The sequence below is a fragment of the Enterobacter sp. 61D5 genome (assembly GCF_034107965.1).
Taxonomy (GTDB): Bacteria; Pseudomonadota; Gammaproteobacteria; order Enterobacterales; family Enterobacteriaceae; genus Enterobacter; species Enterobacter cloacae_M.
Window position 1 is genome coordinate 311,363 of the sequence record NZ_JAWNFK010000006.1, and the last position, 17,647, is coordinate 329,009.

Below are 17,647 nucleotides of genomic sequence, written 5' to 3' on the forward strand. Positions count from 1 at the left end.
GAGAACGAAAATGACAAAGGATAGTACGTTTGAAATTCGGGCCGGTCATGGCCAGCAGTTGGGGGCGAATTATGACGGGAAGGGCGTCAACTTCGCGCTGTTCTCCGCTCACGCCGAGCGGGTGGAACTCTGTCTGTTTGACCCGTCCGGGAAAAACGAAATCGCCCGGCTGGAACTGCCGGAATATACCCATGAGGTCTGGCACGGCTATGTGCCGGATCTGAAGCCCGGCGCGCTGTACGGCTATCGCGTCTACGGCCCTTACGATCCGGAAAACGGTCACCGCTTTAACCCGCACAAGCTGCTTATCGACCCCTATGCTCGAGAACTGGTTGGCGATATCGACTGGAACGACGCCCATTTCGGCTATGAGCTGGGGCATGACGAATTAGATTTAAGCTTTGATACGCGCGACAGCGCGCCGTTCACCCCGAAATGCAAGGTCATCGATCCGAACGCCTTTGACTGGCAGGACAACAGCCGGCCAAACGTTCCCTGGCCGCACGCCGTCGTTTATGAAAGCCACGTAAAGGGCTTTACCCAGATGAACCCGGCCATCCCGCAGGAGCTGCGCGGCAAGTTTGAGGGGATGGGACACAAAGCCTCGGTCGACTACATCAAGAGTCTTGGCATCACCTCGGTGGAGCTGCTGCCGGTTCACTGGTTCCCGGACGACCAGCATCTGCTCGACCGCGGCCTGAAGAACTTCTGGGGCTATAACACCCTCGGCTTTTTTGCTCCGGCGTCGCGCTACTACGGCCCGGCGGGGATCCAGGGCTTTCGCGACATGGTGCGCGCGTATCACGATGCGGGCATCGAGGTGATTCTGGACGTGGTGTACAACCATACGGCGGAAGGAAATGAGCTTGGCCCCACGCTCTCGTTTAAGGGGATTGATAACTACAGCTATTACCGCACCCTGCCGGACCAGCACCGGTACTACATCAACGACACCGGGACGGGAAACACGGTCAATACCTCGCACCCGCGCGTGCTGCAGATGGTGATGGATTCGCTGCGCTACTGGGCAGAATCGATGCATATTGACGGTTTTCGTTTCGACCTGGGGACGATACTGGGCCGCGAGCCGGAAGGGTTTGACCCGCGCGGCGGTTTCTTCGACGCCATGACTCAGGATCCGGTGTTATCAAGACTTAAGCTGATTGGTGAACCCTGGGACATCGGTCCCGGCGGGTATCAGGTCGGCGGTTTCCCGCCGGGCTGGGGTGAATGGAACGACAAATACCGTGATACCGTACGCGAGTACTGGAAGGGTGATAACGTCTCCAACGACTTTGCCGCACGCCTGCTGGGCTCCGGGGATCTGTACGATCTGCGCGGGCGTCGTCCGTGGGCCAGCGTTAACTTCATCACCGCTCACGACGGCTTTACGCTGAATGACCTGGTGTCGTACAACGAGAAGCACAACGCCGACAACGGCGAGGACAATAACGACGGGCATAATGACAATCGCTCGTACAACTATGGCGAAGAAGGGCCGACGGAGAACCCGGATATTATTGCCACCCGCGAACGGCAGAAGCGTAATTTCCTGACCACGCTGCTGTTTTCCCACGGCACGCCGATGCTGCTGGCGGGGGACGAGTTTGGCCGCACGCAGAAGGGCAACAACAACGGTTACTGCCAGGACAGCGAAATTTCGTGGATCGACTGGAACGGAATAACCGAAAACGACGCTGCGCTGCGCGAGTTTACCCGACGGCTCATTACGCTTCGCGCATCGCAGCCGTTATTGCGCCGTGAAAGCTGGCGCGACGGGCTGGAGATCCGCTGGTTCAATGCCGGAGGCGGCCCTCAGCAGGCCGAGCAGTGGGACGAAGGCTCAACGCTCGGCGTCTCCATCAGCAGGCCGGATCTCAGGCAGGAGGACGGCATCTGGCACGACGTGCTGATGCTGTTCAACCCGTTTGAAGGCACCGTGCCGTTCCAGATCCCGCAGTTTGGCGAAGGGGGATGGGTGCTGGAGCTGTCTACGGCAGATGGCGCTGCCACCGGGACAGCGTTCACCGAAACCGTAGAGTACGAACTGGCCGGACGCAGTATTACCCTCTTTAGACGTCCTTAGCCCTAGAGTGATGCCGCCGCGCGGGCGGCGGTGTCATACAGAGAGGAGATAGTACGTAACAGCTGCGCGGTTTCGCCAATCGACTTCCCGGCAATACCGCTCTCCGCGTGGATTGCGATCAGACACGCCTCCCGCACGTCCCGGTATTTCATGCACAACGCTTTTCCTTCCTCGGTAGTCGAGAAAAAGAGCTCTTTGCCCGCTTTCTCGCTCGTCACGTAGCCCGCTTTGACCAGCTTTTTCAGGGCGTAGGTCACCACGTGGGTATCTTCCACGTTAAGAACGAAACAGATATCGGCCAGCTTTTTCTTGCGGTCGCGGTGGTTCACGTGATGCAGCAGCGAGACGTCAAATGCGCCCATATCGGGTTCACCGGCTGCGGTCATGCAGCGCACCATCCATTTATTGAACGCGTTGCTGGTCATGATCAGCGCGTACTCCAGCTCTGACAGTTCCGCGCAGCGCTCGGACACCAGATGGCGGGAAGAGACGATCCGGCCGTCGTTGATATCGTCGCGATCGGGTGAAGCACTCTTTTTCGAGGTCATAACGTTCCTTAGCCAGAAATGTAAACTCATCGATAAAATAAGAACATTTTATTGATAATTTGTTTACATGTTTTTGAGGTTCAGATATAGCTTTTTAGCGCGGGTTTTCCTAAACCTGACGAAAAACACAACATTGCTCGCCGCAAATTAAAAAAATAGCCGTCGGCGCGCAACGCTCACTTTGGATAGGGTAAACGTTATGGACGGTACTACGCTGTTGCCGCTGATCGGGATACCGATCGTGGTTATTGGTTTTGCACTGCGCTTCAACCCGCTGCTGGTGGTCGTGGTGGCGGGGCTGGCGACGGGTCTGCTGGTCGGTATGGATTTCGGGATGCTGCTGGAGACCTTTGGCGAAAAGTTCGTGAATAGCCGATCGCTGGCGACCTTCATTCTGATCCTGCCCGTGATTGGTCTGCTGGAATATTACGGGCTCAAGGAGCGCGCCCAGGCCTGGGTGGCTAAGATCGCCAGTGCCACCTCGGCGCGTATTCTGATGCTCTATTTTGTCGCCCGTGAGGGCACCGCCGCGCTGGGGCTGATGTCGCTGGGCGGTCATGCTCAGACGGTGCGCCCGCTGCTGGCGCCGATGGCCGAAGGGGCGGCGCTGAACGAATACGGCGAGCTGCCGCAGCACATCCGCGACAAAATCAAAGCCCATGCCGCCGCGTGTGACAACATCGCTGTCTTCTTTGGGGAAGATATCTTTATTGCCTTTGGCGCGGTGCTGCTGATCGACGCGTTCCTGAAAGAGAACGGTATTGCGGGCATCGAACCGCTGCACATCGGCCTGTGGGCTATCCCAACCGCCATTGCGGCATTAGTTATTCATATGACGCGCCTGCTGCGTCTGGATGCCAGCATCCGTCGCGACGTCATGGCCTGGCGCGCGGAGCAGGGCACGCAGGGGGCCGCGCAATGATGACGCTTATCACCATTAACCGCGTGTACTACCTGATCGGCTTCGTCGTGATGCTGCTGGTTGTGATGACCCTGCGCGATCGCGCCAATCCGAAGCGTTTTACCACGGCGCTGTTCTGGTTCTTATTCGGCGGGATCTTCCTGTTCGGCGACCTGATGGTGCAGGAGCTGGGGAAATCGCTGGCGTACCGGATCGTTGGCGGCGGCGTTATCGCTATCGCGCTGCTGGCGGGTTTTGGTCTTGTCGGGAAAGGGCACTATAAAATGTCCACCGAAGACGAACGTCTCGCGTCGTCAAACCGCCTTAAAAACTGGCTGTTTCTGCCCGCGCTGATGATCCCGGTGGTGACGGTTATCGGGACGCTGTTCCTGAAAGGAGTTTCGGTTGGCGGCGTGTTCCTGCTCGATCAAAAGCAGCTCACCCTGGCGGCGCTGTGCGTGGCCTGCGTCGCGGCGATCCTCACCGGATGGTGGCTGACCAAAGGCACGCCGCTGCACGCTATTCGTCAGTCTCGTCGTCTTGTCGATACCATCGGCTGGGCGGTGATCCTGCCGCAGATGCTCGCCATGCTCGGCGGCGTGTTCGTGGCGGCCAATACTGGTGATTCGGTGCAGAAGGTGGTGAGCCTGTTCGTTAACCCGGATAACCGCTTTATGCTGGTGGTGATTTACTGCGTGGGGATGGCGCTGTTTACCATGATCATGGGGAATGCGTTTGCGGCCTTCCCGGTGCTGAGCGCGGGGATCGCCTTGCCGTTCCTGATCAACGTGCATCACGGCAACCCGGCGCCGCTGCTGGCGATTGGCATGTACGCGGGCTACTGCGGCACGCTGATGACGCCGATGGCCGCTAACTTCAACATTGTTCCCGCCGCGCTGCTGGAGCTGAAAGACAAATATCAGGTGATCAAGATCCAGATCCCGACCGCGTTAACCCTGCTGGTGGTGAACGTGTTCCTCATGTATTTCCTCGTGTTTCGCTAAGGAGCTGTTATGGAATTAACGCAACATCAGGCTGACGCGTTTGCCCGCATGCCTTTGACCTATTTGCGCCAGGAATACCCGAACCACATCATGCACCTGCTGAATGATGATGGCGACGTGCTGCCGCCTCGCGAACTGCACCCGATTTTCTACGGCTGTTTTGACTGGCACTCGGCAGTGCACGGCTACTGGCTGCTGCTGCGCTGCGTGCGCCTCTACCCTGAACTGCCGAGCCGGGATGCGATCGTCGCGCTTGTCGACGAGCACCTGACGGACGAGAACGTGGCGAAGGAGCTGGCCTATTTCACCGCGCCATTCCGCGCCTCGTTTGAGCGCCCGTATGGCTACGGCTGGCTGCTGGCGCTGGCCCGGGAGCTAAAACAGTCGTCGCTGCCGCAGGCCGCTGGCTGGTACCGGACGCTTGAGCCGCTAACCCTGGATATTCGTAACCGGCTGGTGGATTACCTCAGCAAGCTCACCTATCCGATCCGCGTCGGGACGCACTACAACACCGCGTTTGCCCTCGCGCTGGCGCTGGATTACGCCCGCGCCGTGGAAGATAGCGCGCTTGAGCAGGCGATTGTGACGGCGGCGGAGCGGTTTTATCTCGCCGACACGCGCTATCCTGCCCACTACGAGCCCGGTGGTGATGAGTATATTTCCGGCGCGCTGACGGAAGCGCTGCTGTTGAGCAAAGTGTTGGAGGACTTCCCGGCCTGGTTTGACGCGTTTCTCCCGGAGGTGGGCTCCGTTGCGGCGCTGATGAACCCGGCGGAAGTGAGCGACCGTACCGACCCGAAAATTGCCCATCTCGACGGGTTAAACCTCAGCCGCGCCTGGTGCATGAAGCACATTGCTAAAGCGCTTCCCGCAAACCATCCGGCGCAGCAGGCGCTGCGCGAGGCGGTGGCGAAACACCTGACGGCTAGCGTTGAGCATGTTGTCGGCAGCCACTACAGCGGCGGGCACTGGCTGGCGAGCTTTGCGCTGCTGGCGCTGGAGTAAACGAACGAGTCGTCTTTTTGCCGGGTGACGCTGCGCTTACCCGGCCTACATTGTGCCAAGCTTCCTTGTAGGCCCGTGCAAGCGTAGCGCCGCCGGGCGAATCAGGCTGATGCCCGAACCACAGGGCGCAGCCTGCTCACGCTAAACAACACCGATCCCGTCGAGGCTATCACGGCTATCCATAGCGCCAGATGCACGGCCCGGTCATGGTCTGATCCGGCCGTCGCAAGCAGCACGCCCACCGCGGCGGCGCCGAGACATTGCCCAAACGTCCTGACGATAGACAACACGCCGGAGGCATAGCTGGCATATTCCCGCGCCACGTTAGAGAGCATCTCCCGGTTATTGGGGCTCTGGAAGCAGCCAAACCCAATCCCGCAAACCAGACTGCGCAGGCAGATATTCCATGCGGAAGGGCTGTCCGGCAACGTCGCCAGCAGGACCAGACCACCGACAAAAAACATCAGCCCGATTGTCGAGATCAGCGGCGCGGAAATCGTATCTGCCCAGCGCCCCGCGTGCGGTGCGATCAGCACGATGCCAATCGGCCACGGGGTGAACAGCAGCGCGGAGACCACCGGGCTGTAGCCATACACGTTCTGAAACAGAAACGGCAGCGCGACAAAGGTGATGCCCTGACTGACAAACGAGGCCAGCGAGGTCAGGGCGGCGAGGGTAAAGCGTCCATTTTTGAACATGACGGGCGGCAGTATGGGACTTCGCGCGCGCCGGATCCGCCACATAAAGGCGAGGGCGCTGACCAGCACGAGCAGCCCCCAGCCTGTGGCCGCCTGGTTGATGTTTTGCGTCACGTGCTGAAGGCTGTCGGCCAGCATGATCGCTGAAACTAACAGCGCGGCGGAGAGCACGGCGCCCGGCGCGTCAAAGGGCGAGCGGTCAACGGCCGTTTCCCGCGGCAAGGCCCGCCACGCCAGCAGCAGGGCAACGCTGCCCGGGACAATGTTAATGGCGAACAGCCACTGCCAGCTCAGCGCGTCCAGTATGGTTCCTCCCAGCACGGGGGCAATCGCCGTGCTGGAGGCAATAAGCAGGGCGTGCAGCCCCAGAATACGCCCAAGCAGTCGACCCGGAAAAACGGAGCGCAGGATCGCCGGGGCGATACTCAGGGTGGCCGCGCCGCCGATGCCCTGCAGAATACGCATGCCGGTTAACATTTCCGGCGTCGCTGCCAGCGCGCAGCCGAGCGAGGTGAGCGTAAAGGTGGCAAGCCCGGCAAGAAACACCGGGCGATAGCCTACGCGCGCCGCCAGCGCCGCGAAGATGGCTAACGTCATTGCCGCTGACAGCAGGTAACCGTTGGCGAACCAGACCGCAACGTTTGCGGGTACCTGCATCGCCCTTGCCATGGAGGGCAGCGCGATGTTGATCATGGTGCCGTCAAAGACGCCCATCAGCGTGGTGGTCATGACGGCGGCCATGACCCGGGCGCGTTCATGACCGGGTAAGCCTTCATCACCGGGCAGGTTTGAAAATAGCGTCATCGTCGTTACTCCGCATAAGAATAGTGATGACGAAACTATAAGCATGCGGTATACAGGGCGGAAGACGCATCAGCTGCACTTAATCGTTGCATATAACGCCTTATCTTAGGAGTCACCGTGGCCGATCCTGACTTTAACCTTCTGGTTGCGCTCGACGTTCTGCTGGCCGAAGCCAGCGTGGCGGGCGCGTCGCGACGTTTGAACCTCAGCACCTCTGCCATGAGCCGCACCCTGAGCAGGCTGCGGGAGGTGACCGGCGATCCTATTCTGGTGCGGGCCGGTCGTCATATGGTGCTGACGCCCTGGGCCGAAGCCACGCGGGACCGCGCCAGAACTGCCGTGCATGAGGCGAGGGCGGTGCTGCAGCCCTCCACCGACGCGCTGAAGGTGGAAAGTCTCGAGCGGCTGTTCACCATAAGAGCCAACGACGGTTTTGTGGTGGCGTTTGGGCCACTGCTGATTGCGGCGGTGGCGAGCGTTGCGCCCGGGGTATGCATCCGCTTCTCGCCGAAACCTGAAAAAACATCGCGCTATTTGCGTGAGGGGCTTGTCGACCTGGAGATCGGCGTGCAGAGCAATATGGGGCCTGAAATACGGCTGCAACGGCTCTTTCAGGATCGGTTTGTTGGCGCGGTGCGCAAGGGACATCCGCTGTCACTACGGCCCGACGTCAGCCTTGATGATTATGTCGCGTGGGGCCACGTGGTGGCCTCACCGGACGGATCGCTACACGGGTTTGTCGATGACGCGCTGGCGGAAAGGGGGATAAAGCGCAAGGTCGCCAGCGTGGTGCCCGGATTTCCAACGGCGTTATCCGTGGCGCTGGCGTCCGATCTGATTGCCATGGTGCCGGCGCTGTACCTGCTCAATCAGCCGATGAACGAGCGCGTAAACGTCTTTGAACTGCCGTTTAAAACCCGGACCATTACGGTGTCACAGATGTGGCATCCGCGCATGGAAAGGGACCCGGGGCATCGCTGGCTCAGGGAAAAGGTGCTGGAAGTGTGTCGGACCGTGCGCTGACGCCTCAGGCCACTTTTCCCGGCACGGAGAGGATGAAGCGCGTCGATACCGCATCCGATTCCACGCGGACTTTTCCGTGGTGCGCGGAGACGATGGACTTCACGATGGCAAGCCCGATCCCGCTGCCTTCGCCTTTGCGCTGCCTCGATGGATCGACGCGATAGAAGCGGTCAAACAGCTTTGCCAGATGTTCCTGAGGGATCGGCGTACCGGGATTTTCAATCATCAGTTCAACGTCGTTACCCTGAGTTTTGATAGAGACCGTCACCGCTTTTCCCGCTGGCGTATAGCGCAGGGCATTGGAGAGCAGATTATTTACTGCTCTTCTGAACATCTGCGGATCGCCTTCTATCAGGCAGGGCATCCCGCTAAATTTCAGCGTAACGTTGCGTTCTTCCGCCCAGGCTTCGAAGAAATCAAAGACTTTCATGACCTCCGCACTTAAATCAAACATCACCCGGTCAGGGACGAGCTGGTTATTATCCGCCTGCGCCAGGAAAAGCATGTCGCTGACCATCCGGGTCATCCGGTTGTACTCTTCCAGACTGGAGTAAAGAACATCTTCCAGCTCTTTCTGTGAGCGGTTCTGGCTCAGCGCGATTTCCGTTTGCGTCACCAGGTTGGTGATGGGGGTTCTGATTTCATGCGCGATATCGGCGGAAAAATTCGCCTGACGGGTAAAGACATCCTCAATCTTTTCGATCATATGGTTGAAGGAGATGACCAGCTGTTCCAGCTCAACGGGCACGCGGGACGGCTCCAGCCGTGCGTCCAGGTTTTCTGAAGTGATATTTTTAATGGCGTTGCTGACGTTACGCAGGGGCAAATGCCCCTGACGAACCGCGATGCGAATGACAAGAATAATCAGCAGACTGATTGCCGCGGCAATCGCCAGGAGATTCTTTTTCAGCGCCTCAAGGTAGTGCAGATGAAAATTAATGGAGAGCCCGATCAGCATGACGTAGTCCTGCGTTTTGCCCTCCAGCGTCGCCGTTCCTGACGAGGCGATAATCCGGTACGTTTCCCTGTTCATGTCGGACCCGGCGTGCACAGGCGTGGCAGAATCTTCAACCGTCCAGTGAAACACATCCTGCATGCGACAGTGTTCGCTAAAATCCGCCGTGTTCATCGCAGGGCGCAGTGCCGCCCCTTGCGACGAGCTGAACAGCGTATTTCCCTGTCGATCCAGGAGCAGGACGGCTACGCTGCGGTAGCCGGCGATCGACTCTTTGATCTTGCTGATTTTATTTTGATCGGAATCGACCGGTGATTGCAGTATGTGGCGCACCTTAATGCTGATTTGCTGCAGATCGTTGATATCCTGCTCGGCAAAATGCTGTTCAACGGAATGGAGCATAAACCAGGTAAAGGCGAAAAAGGCCAGTATCGTGGAGAGACTAATAAAAAAGGTCTGTCGCAGGGCAAGCGAAAAAGGGCGCCTGGGAAGCTTAACGTGCATCCGGCACCTCCAGCATATAGCCCACGCCGCGCACCGTCTGGATCAGCTTCGGTTCATAATCGTTATCGATTTTCGCACGAAGCCGCTTTACCGCCACGTCAATCGCGTTTGTGTCGCTGTCAAAATTCATGTCCCATACCTGGGAGGCAATCAGGGAGCGGGGAAGCACTTCTCCCTGATGACGCATAAAAAACTCCAGCAGGCTGAACTCTTTGCTGGTTAACAGGATGCGGCTTCCGGCCCGGCTTACCTTTCTCGACACGAGGTCAACCGTCAGGTCTGCCACCTGAAGCTGGCTTTCCGCGATCACCGTATTCCCGCGTCTCAACAGCGTTCTTACCCGGGCGAGCAGCTCAGCAAAGGCGAAAGGCTTAATCAGGTAATCATCCGCGCCCAGCTCAAGCCCTTTAACCCGGTGTTCAATCGTGCCAAGAGCCGTAAGCAACAGGATAGGCATCCCTTTGCCGGCCGAGCGGAGCATGCGGACAATATCCCAGCCGTTCACATCGGGGAGCATGATATCCAGAATCAGCAGATCGTATTCAGCGGTCATGGCGAGATGGTAGCCGTTCAGGCCATTATCAGCGTGGTCCACAACAAACCCCGCTTCAGTCAGCCCCTTACTCAGGTACTCACCGGTTTTAATTTCGTCTTCGACGATCAGTATTTTCATCGTGCTCCCCTGACTGGCTGCTGATGACATTCTAGTGAGCGTACCGCCGTTAACAATGACTTACGCTAAAAATGACAACATTGTCATTATCCTGTCACCCGTCAAACAGGATGCGTTGCGTAGAGTAGCCCTAAAATTACTCTGGACTTCATTTGAACCGTTATGTTCCTGTTAAAACAACTAAGCATCACTACGGTATTTATTGTGGCAGGCTGCGTCTCGATGGCTCCGGAGTACCAGCGGCCGGAAGCACCTGTCCCCCGGCAGTTTTCGCTCTCCCGTAACGGCCTGACACCCGCGGCGGCTGGGTATCAGGACACCGGCTGGCGCAACTTTTTCGTCGATCCTCAGGTTGCGGGGGTGATTACGGAGGCCCTGAAGAACAATCGCGATCTGAAAATGGCCGCCCTGAAAGTCGAGGAAGCCCGGGCGCAGTTCAACGTGACGGATGCGGATCGCTATCCTCAGCTGAATGCCTCCTCGGGCATCACGTACAGCGGCGGGCAGAAAAGTGACAAACCGACCTCACAGCAGTACGACGCCGGTCTTGCGCTTAGCTATGAACTCGACTTTTTCGGCAAGCTGAGGAGCATGAGCGATGCCGACCGACAAAACTTTTTCGCCAGCGAAGAGGCCCGTCGAGCCGTGCATATCCTGCTCGTCTCTAACGTGTCGCAGAGCTATTTCAACCAGCAGCTGGCGTATAAACAGCTGCGTATCGCGCGGGAAACGCTGAACAATTACCGGCAGTCTTACGCTTTCGTAGAGCAGCAGCTGGTGACCGGCAGTACGACCGTCCTGGCGCTGGAACAGGCCAGGGGACAGATCGAAAGCACGCGGGCAGATATAGCCAAAAGAGAGGGGGAGCTGGCGCAGGCCAATAATGCCCTGCAGCTGGTCCTCGGCACGTATCGCGCGCTGCCGGGCGACGGCGGCATGAACGCCAGCGACGTTGCGCCGGTAAAACTGCCTCCCCATCTTTCCTCCGCGATACTGCTGCAGCGCCCGGATATTATGGAAGCGGAGTATCAGCTTAAAGCGGCCGATGCGAATATCGGCGCTGCGCGCGCCGCCTTTTTCCCGTCCATATCGCTGACCAGCGGGCTTTCAACAGGCAGCACGGAGTTGTCCAGCCTCTTCACGTCAGGAAGCGGGATGTGGAATTTCATTCCTAAAATTGAACTTCCCATTTTTAATGCAGGCAGGAATAAGGCCAACCTGAAGCTGGCCGAAATTCGCCAGCAGCAGTCGGTGGTTAATTACGAACAAAAAATTCAGTCCGCCTTTAAACAGGTTGCCGACGCGCTCGCGCTGCGGGACAGCATTAACCAGCAGCTTGCTGCACAACAGCGGTATCTGGATTCACTCCGTATCACGCTTCAACGTGCCAGAGGGCTATATTCCAGCGGCGCGGTCAGCTATATCGACGTGCTTGACGCGCAACGTTCTCTTTTCTCCACCCAACAAAATATTCTCGACCTTATTTATGCCCGGCAGGTTAATGAGATTAATCTTTTCACCGCGCTCGGCGGCGGATGGGTCGAATAACGTTATTTAATTAAACAGGAAAATAAACATGCGCAATTCACTTAAGGCCGTTGTATTTGGTGCGATCTCCATTGTGTTTTCTACCGGCCTCCAGGCTGAGGTTCATCAGCACGAGATGATGAGTGCTGCCAGCGAAGGGACCTCAGAGCAGGTCATCACGGGAACCGGCATCGTGAAGGACATTGATCTCAAGAATAAAAAAGTCACGATTTCCCATGAAGCCATCCCGGAAATTGGCTGGCCCGCGATGACCATGCGTTTCACGTTCATTCAGGCTGACGAGAGTATCAATGCCTTAAAAGTCGGCAGTCACGTGAATTTTTCGTTTGTTCAGCAGGGCAATATCTCTTTACTCAAGAGCATTAAATAGCGAGAAACGGCATGGCCTCATTCAAAATAAAATATGCTGCCATGATAGTCAGCAGCCTTATTGCGGGAGGGCTGCTATCGGTGACGGCATGGCAGAAACTTTATTCATCTGAAAAAACAGAAAATAGCGTCTCTGAAAGAAAGGTGCTTTTCTGGTATGACCCGATGAAACCCGACGTTAAATTCGATAAGCCCGGTAAATCGCCGTTTATGGATATGGATCTGGTACCGAAATATGCGGATGAAAACGAAAATAAAAGCAGTGCCGGTATCCGTATCGATCCGACGCAGGTTCAGAATCTGGGATTAAAAACGCAAAAAGTGACGCGCGGAACGCTGAATTATTCCCAGACTATCCCGGCGAACGTTAGCTATAACGACTATCAGTTTGTCATTGTGCAGGCGCGCGCGGAAGGCTTCGTGGAGAAAGTGTACCCGCTGACGACGGGCGATAAGGTAAAGAAAGGCACGCCGCTTATTGATATTACCATTCCTGACTGGGTAGAGGCGCAGAGCGAGTTTCTGCTGTTATCCGGCACCGGAGGAACGCCAACGCAAATAAAAGGGGTTCTGGAACGGCTTCGCCTGGCGGGTATGCCGGATGAGGATATTCAGAGGCTGCGTGCGACCCGCACTATCCAGACCCGCTTTACCATCAGGGCGCCGATCGACGGAGCGATCACCGCCTTTGACCTGCGTACCGGCATGAATATTTCGAAAGATAAGGTGGTAGCGCAAATTCAGGGGATGGATCCGGTCTGGATCGGCGCGGCAGTGCCTGAATCCATTGCTTATCTGCTGAAAGAGACCTCGCAGTTTGCTGTTTCGATACCGGCTTATCCGGACAAAACCTTCCCGGTTGAAAAATGGAACATCCTGCCGAGCGTGGATCAGAACACCCGTACGCTGCAGGTGCGCCTGCAGGTCTCTAACAGGGATGAACTGCTTAAACCGGGCATGAACGCCTACCTGAAGCTGAATACCCAAAGTCAGGAAATGCTGCTGATCCCCTCCCAGGCCGTTATCGATACGGGAAAAGAACAGCGCGTGATTACGGTTGATGCGGACGGGAATTTTGTACCGAAAAGGATCCACGTTCTGCATGAATCTCAGCAGCAGTCCGGTATTGGTAGCGGACTGGAAGAGGGGGAGTCGGTGGTGGTCAGCGGTCTGTTCCTGATTGACTCGGAGGCCAATATTACCGGCGCGCTGGAGCGCATGCGCCACGCTGAAGCAGCTGACGACGCGCATTCAGGCCATTAAGGAGACGATGATGATTGAATGGATTATCCGGCGGTCGGTCGCTAACCGTTTCCTGGTCATGATGGGAGCGCTATTCCTCAGCGTCTGGGGGACATGGACCATCATCAACACCCCGGTCGATGCCTTGCCCGATCTCTCTGACGTTCAGGTGATTATCAAAACCAGCTATCCCGGCCAGGCTCCGCAGATTGTTGAAAACCAGGTCACCTATCCACTCACGACCACCATGCTATCGGTTCCCGGCGCAAAGACCGTGCGCGGTTTTTCGCAGTTTGGTGATTCGTACGTGTACGTCATTTTTGAAGACGGCACCGATTTGTACTGGGCCCGTTCGCGCGTGCTGGAGTATCTGAACCAGGTTCAGGGCAAGCTGCCTGCCGGCGTGAGCTCTGAAATCGGTCCTGACGCCACGGGCGTGGGCTGGATATTTGAGTATGCGCTGGTGGATCGCAGCGGAAAACACGATCTCGCAGAGTTGCGCTCGCTGCAGGACTGGTTCCTGAAATTTGAGCTGAAAACTATCCCGAACGTTGCTGAAGTGGCCTCTGTCGGCGGCGTGGTAAAGCAGTATCAGATTCAGGTCAATCCGTTAAAACTGGCTCAGTACGGCATCAGCCTGCCGGAGGTTAAGCAGGCCCTTGAGTCGTCTAACCAGGAGGCGGGGGGATCGTCAGTTGAAATGGCGGAAGCGGAGTATATGGTCCGCGCCAGCGGCTATCTGCAGACGATGGACGATTTCAGTAACATCGTTCTGAAAACCGCAGATAACGGGGTACCTATTTACCTTCGTGATGTGGCTCGCGTACAAACGGGGCCGGAAATGCGGCGCGGTATTGCCGAATTAAACGGGCAGGGGGAGGTTGCGGGTGGCGTGGTGATCCTGCGTTCGGGCAAAAACGCGCGCGAGGTCATTACAGCGGTAAAAGACAAGCTGGAGACGCTGAAGGCCAGCCTGCCGGAAGGCGTTGAGATTGTAACGACCTACGATCGCAGCCAGCTCATCGACCGGGCCATTGATAACCTGAGCGGCAAGCTGCTCGAAGAGTTTATCGTGGTGGCCATCGTCTGCGCCCTGTTCCTCTGGCACGTCCGTTCCGCGCTGGTGGCGATTATCTCTCTGCCGCTTGGCCTGTGTATCGCCTTTATTATCATGCACTTTCAGGGCCTGAACGCCAATATCATGTCGCTGGGAGGCATTGCCATTGCGGTCGGCGCGATGGTGGATGCCGCCATCGTCATGATTGAAAACGCGCACAAACGGCTGGAAGAGTGGGATCGTCAGCATCCCGGGGAAGACATTGACAACGCCACGCGCTGGAACGTCATCACCAATGCCTCCGTGGAGGTGGGGCCAGCGCTGTTTATCAGCCTGTTGATTATTACCTTATCGTTCATTCCAATCTTTACCCTTGAGGGTCAGGAAGGGCGACTGTTTGGCCCGCTGGCCTTCACCAAAACGTACGCCATGGCGGGCGCGGCCGCGTTGGCCATCATCGTTATCCCTATCCTGATGGGATTCTGGATCCGGGGTAAAATCCCCGCAGAGACCAGTAACCCATTGAACAGGCTGCTGATTAAAGCCTATCATCCGCTCCTGATTAGGGTGCTCCACTGGCCAAAAACAACCCTGCTGGTCGCGGCCTTGTCCATCTTCACGGTTATCTGGCCGCTGAGCCAGGTGGGCGGTGAGTTCCTGCCGAAGATTAATGAGGGCGATCTGCTGTATATGCCGTCGACGTTGCCGGGCGTCTCTCCGGCAGAAGCAACCTCGCTGTTACAGACAACGGACAAGCTCATCAAAACCGTCCCGGAAGTGGCCTCTGTTTTTGGTAAAACGGGTAAAGCAGAGACCGCAACGGACTCCGCGCCGCTCGAAATGGTGGAAACCACGATTCAGCTCAAGCCTGAGAATGAGTGGCGGCCCGGCATGACGATTGACAAGATCGTTGACGAGCTCGACAAGACCGTTCGATTGCCCGGCCTGGCGAACCTCTGGGTTCCGCCCATTCGTAACCGCATCGATATGCTTTCGACCGGGATCAAAAGCCCGATTGGTATCAAGGTGTCGGGTACCGTTCTGTCGGATATCGACGCCACGGCGCAGAGCATCGAGACGGTAGCCAAAACGGTGCCGGGCGTGGTTTCTGCCCTGGCTGAACGTCTGGAGGGCGGGCGCTACATTGACGTCGATATCAACCGGGAAAAAGCCTCGCGCTACGGGATGACGGTGGGCGATGTACAGCTCTTTGTCTCCTCGGCCATCGGCGGCGCGACGGTAGGGGAAACGGTGGAAGGCGTCGCCCGGTACCCGATTAATATCCGCTATCCTCAGGACTACCGGAACAGCCCGAACGCGTTGAAGCAGATGCCGATCCTGACGCCGATGAAACAGCAGATCACGCTGGGCGATGTGGCGGATATCAACGTGGTTTCCGGCCCCACGATGCTGAAAACGGAGAATGCCCGGCCTGCGAGCTGGATTTATATCGATGCCCGCGGCAGGGATATGGTGTCGGTGGTGAACGACATTAAGACGGCCATTAGTCAGAACATAAAGCTGAGGCCGGGCACCAGCGTCTCATTCTCCGGGCAGTTTGAGTTGCTCGAACACGCCAACAAGAAACTGAAGCTGATGGTACCGATGACGGTGATGATCATCTTCATTCTGCTGTATCTGGCGTTCCGCCGCGTGGATGAAGCGCTGCTGATCCTGATGAGTTTGCCGTTCGCCCTGGTCGGGGGAATTTGGTTCCTTTACTGGCAGGGCTTCCATATGTCTGTGGCAACCGGCACCGGCTTTATCGCCCTGGCCGGGGTGGCGGCAGAATTTGGGGTGGTCATGCTGATGTATTTGCGTCATGCCGTTGAGGCTCAGCCGGCGTTGTCCCATCGGGACACGTTCACCGAACAGGGGCTGGATGACGCCCTTTACCATGGCGCCGTGCTTCGCGTGCGGCCAAAGGCGATGACCGTCGCGGTGATCATTGCCGGTCTGCTGCCCATTCTTTGGGGGACGGGCGCAGGGTCAGAGGTCATGAGCCGGATAGCGGCGCCGATGATTGGCGGGATGATCACGGCGCCACTGCTATCGCTGTTTATTATTCCGGCGGCGTACAAGTTAATTTGGTTGCGCAGGCATAAAAAACCATAAAAAAACCCGCCAGAGATGGCGGGTTTTTTACGGCATGAACGCTTAGCGCGCTGTTTTAGCCCGCGTCTGGCTGGGAAGCTTGCGCCAGGCACGATTATGCAGAGTAAACAGCAGCATCTTATAGAAGGCGGTTGAAAGGATACAGCTGCCGCTAAGCAGTAGCATGCCGATACTCACTAGCGCCGCGGTCAGACTGACGCCCGGAGCTGCGCTACCGCTCAGCGCGACCAGCAGATAGGCTGCCGTTAATACCAGGCTTATCACCGCCAGCGTAAGGTGTAACCTCACGGCGCGCATGCTGCCTTTGCCAATCATAAACATCGTCACGCCGTTAAGGCCAGCGAACAGAAGGGCGATCAGGACAACCCAGACGAATACGTGTTATTCCCGGCTGAAATGGGACAGGCTTTCGTAACCGACGGCATAGGCCGCCTTGGTGACATCGCAATGCTCTTTCAGCATCAGTCGTCTGGCTTCATTGAGGCGCAGCCATTTCTGATACCGTAGCGGACTCATTCCCGCAAGCTGTCTGAAATGTTGGTGGAAAGAGGGCGTGCTCATTTGCACGCGGCTTGCCAACTCCTCGACACGTAAAGGTGACGCGATATGGGTCTTTAACCAGTCAATAGCTTTACCGATACGGTAGCCATGGCCGTCTACTGCGGCAATCTGCATGATATGATCGGACCGATCGCTCATCAAAAGCCTGTAATGTATCTCTCTTTGAATCAGCGGCTCGAGAACAGGAATGGCTTGAGGCTCGTCAAGCAAAGAGAGCAGGCGGCAGAAAGGCTCCAGCAAAACATCAGTAACAGTACCGATCCCTACACCCGTTCCAGCGTCTCGTTTTTTGACCGGAGGCAGGCTTCCCTGTGCAATTTAACAGGTCAAAACTTAACCACACGTGGTACAGTGAATCTCATTCATTGAAAGGTTAATGGTTATGTCTGTTATCAATTACGCAATGAAACTCTTCAGCGGTGCGTCTACTGCCACTGCTGCCTGTCCTGATTGTGGCTTAAAATCAGCACAACCGTTGTCAAAAATCCGGCTCAACCAGACCATGCTTTGCCCCGGATGTAAGGCTCTGTTTATCTCCCGACGCTAGCTCGACC

At 57.0% G+C, this 17,647-nt stretch carries 15 protein-coding genes and 1 pseudogene; 10 read left to right on the top strand and 6 right to left on the bottom strand.

The annotated features are described in order from the left end of the window. The first annotated feature begins 10 nt into the window (after positions 1–10). Complete coding sequence (gene glgX, locus UTM25_RS06665; protein WP_320714501.1) at positions 11–2,086, top strand: glycogen debranching protein GlgX; 2,076 nt, start codon at positions 11–13, stop codon at positions 2,084–2,086. Positions 2,087–2,088: 2 nt separating this feature from the next. Here the strand turns inward: glgX and UTM25_RS06670 are convergent, their stop codons facing one another. Next, a complete protein-coding gene (locus UTM25_RS06670; RefSeq protein ID WP_023311843.1) occupies positions 2,089–2,634 on the bottom strand; it encodes a winged helix DNA-binding protein in 546 nt (181 codons plus the stop codon). A 199-nt stretch (positions 2,635–2,833) separates the two neighbouring features. Between UTM25_RS06670 and UTM25_RS06675 the strand changes: the two genes are divergently transcribed. From UTM25_RS06675 to UTM25_RS06685, 3 genes are read left to right on the top strand one after another with little or no spacing between them, the layout of a single operon-like run. Beyond that, positions 2,834–3,556, top strand: coding sequence for a DUF969 domain-containing protein (locus tag UTM25_RS06675; RefSeq protein ID WP_194399259.1), 723 nt, complete (start codon positions 2,834–2,836; stop codon positions 3,554–3,556). Further along, positions 3,553–4,539, top strand: a complete 987-nt coding sequence (locus tag UTM25_RS06680) for a DUF979 domain-containing protein (protein WP_039262431.1) — start codon at positions 3,553–3,555, stop codon at positions 4,537–4,539. Before UTM25_RS06675 ends, UTM25_RS06680 begins: the two co-directional genes overlap by 4 nt. Before the next feature lie 9 nt (positions 4,540–4,548). Then, on the top strand, positions 4,549–5,544 hold the full coding sequence (locus tag UTM25_RS06685; RefSeq protein ID WP_194399258.1) for a DUF2891 domain-containing protein: 996 nt from the start codon (positions 4,549–4,551) through the stop codon (positions 5,542–5,544). A 101-nt stretch (positions 5,545–5,645) separates the two neighbouring features. On the opposite strand, the gene UTM25_RS06690 is transcribed toward UTM25_RS06685, so the two are convergent. Continuing rightward, positions 5,646–7,046, bottom strand: a complete 1,401-nt coding sequence (locus tag UTM25_RS06690; RefSeq protein ID WP_194399257.1) for an MFS transporter — start codon at positions 7,044–7,046, stop codon at positions 5,646–5,648. Between the two features lie 117 nt (positions 7,047–7,163). Between UTM25_RS06690 and UTM25_RS06695 the strand changes: the two genes are divergently transcribed. After that, on the top strand, positions 7,164–8,069 hold the full coding sequence (locus UTM25_RS06695; RefSeq protein WP_194399256.1) for a LysR substrate-binding domain-containing protein: 906 nt from the start codon (positions 7,164–7,166) through the stop codon (positions 8,067–8,069). Between the two features lie 4 nt (positions 8,070–8,073). On the opposite strand, the gene UTM25_RS06700 is transcribed toward UTM25_RS06695, so the two are convergent. Together UTM25_RS06700 and UTM25_RS06705 are read right to left on the bottom strand one after the other, a co-directional pair. Then, a complete protein-coding gene (locus UTM25_RS06700; RefSeq protein ID WP_194399255.1) occupies positions 8,074–9,528 on the bottom strand; it encodes a Cu(+)/Ag(+) sensor histidine kinase in 1,455 nt (484 codons plus the stop codon). Next, positions 9,518–10,201, bottom strand: a complete 684-nt coding sequence (locus tag UTM25_RS06705; RefSeq protein WP_159515639.1) for a copper/silver response regulator transcription factor — start codon at positions 10,199–10,201, stop codon at positions 9,518–9,520. The genes UTM25_RS06700 and UTM25_RS06705 overlap by 11 nt, the downstream gene beginning before the upstream one ends. Before the next feature lie 162 nt (positions 10,202–10,363). Here UTM25_RS06705 and UTM25_RS06710 point away from each other — a divergent pair, with 162 nt between their 5' ends. The 4 genes from UTM25_RS06710 to silA are packed head-to-tail and all read left to right on the top strand — an operon-like array spanning position 10,364 to position 16,532. Beyond that, entirely contained in the window at positions 10,364–11,749 is a 1,386-nt protein-coding gene (locus UTM25_RS06710) for an efflux transporter outer membrane subunit (protein WP_194399254.1), read from the top strand. Between the two features lie 28 nt (positions 11,750–11,777). After that, a complete protein-coding gene (gene cusF, locus UTM25_RS06715) occupies positions 11,778–12,119 on the top strand; it encodes a cation efflux system protein CusF (RefSeq protein WP_194399253.1) in 342 nt (113 codons plus the stop codon). 11 nt (positions 12,120–12,130) lie between these two features. Then, positions 12,131–13,381 (top strand): efflux RND transporter periplasmic adaptor subunit, encoded by a 1,251-nt coding sequence (locus tag UTM25_RS06720; RefSeq protein ID WP_194399252.1) that lies wholly within the window; start codon positions 12,131–12,133, stop codon positions 13,379–13,381. A 10-nt stretch (positions 13,382–13,391) separates the two neighbouring features. After that, on the top strand, positions 13,392–16,532 hold the full coding sequence (gene silA / locus UTM25_RS06725; RefSeq protein WP_320714505.1) for a Cu(+)/Ag(+) efflux RND transporter permease subunit SilA: 3,141 nt from the start codon (positions 13,392–13,394) through the stop codon (positions 16,530–16,532). A gap of 42 nt (positions 16,533–16,574) precedes the next feature. Here the strand turns inward: silA and UTM25_RS06730 are convergent, their stop codons facing one another. Together UTM25_RS06730 and UTM25_RS22605 are read right to left on the bottom strand one after the other, a co-directional pair. Beyond that, a complete protein-coding gene (locus tag UTM25_RS06730; RefSeq protein WP_233469358.1) occupies positions 16,575–16,853 on the bottom strand; it encodes a hypothetical protein in 279 nt (92 codons plus the stop codon). Positions 16,854–16,916: 63 nt separating this feature from the next. Beyond that, positions 16,917–17,411: pseudogene (locus UTM25_RS22605) on the bottom strand (helix-turn-helix domain-containing protein); the annotation flags it as partial. 64 nt (positions 17,412–17,475) lie between these two features. Between UTM25_RS22605 and UTM25_RS06750 the strand changes: the two are divergent. After that, a complete protein-coding gene (locus tag UTM25_RS06750; protein ID WP_265095224.1) occupies positions 17,476–17,640 on the top strand; it encodes a YnfU family zinc-binding protein in 165 nt (54 codons plus the stop codon). The last annotated feature ends 7 nt before the right edge of the window (positions 17,641–17,647 follow it).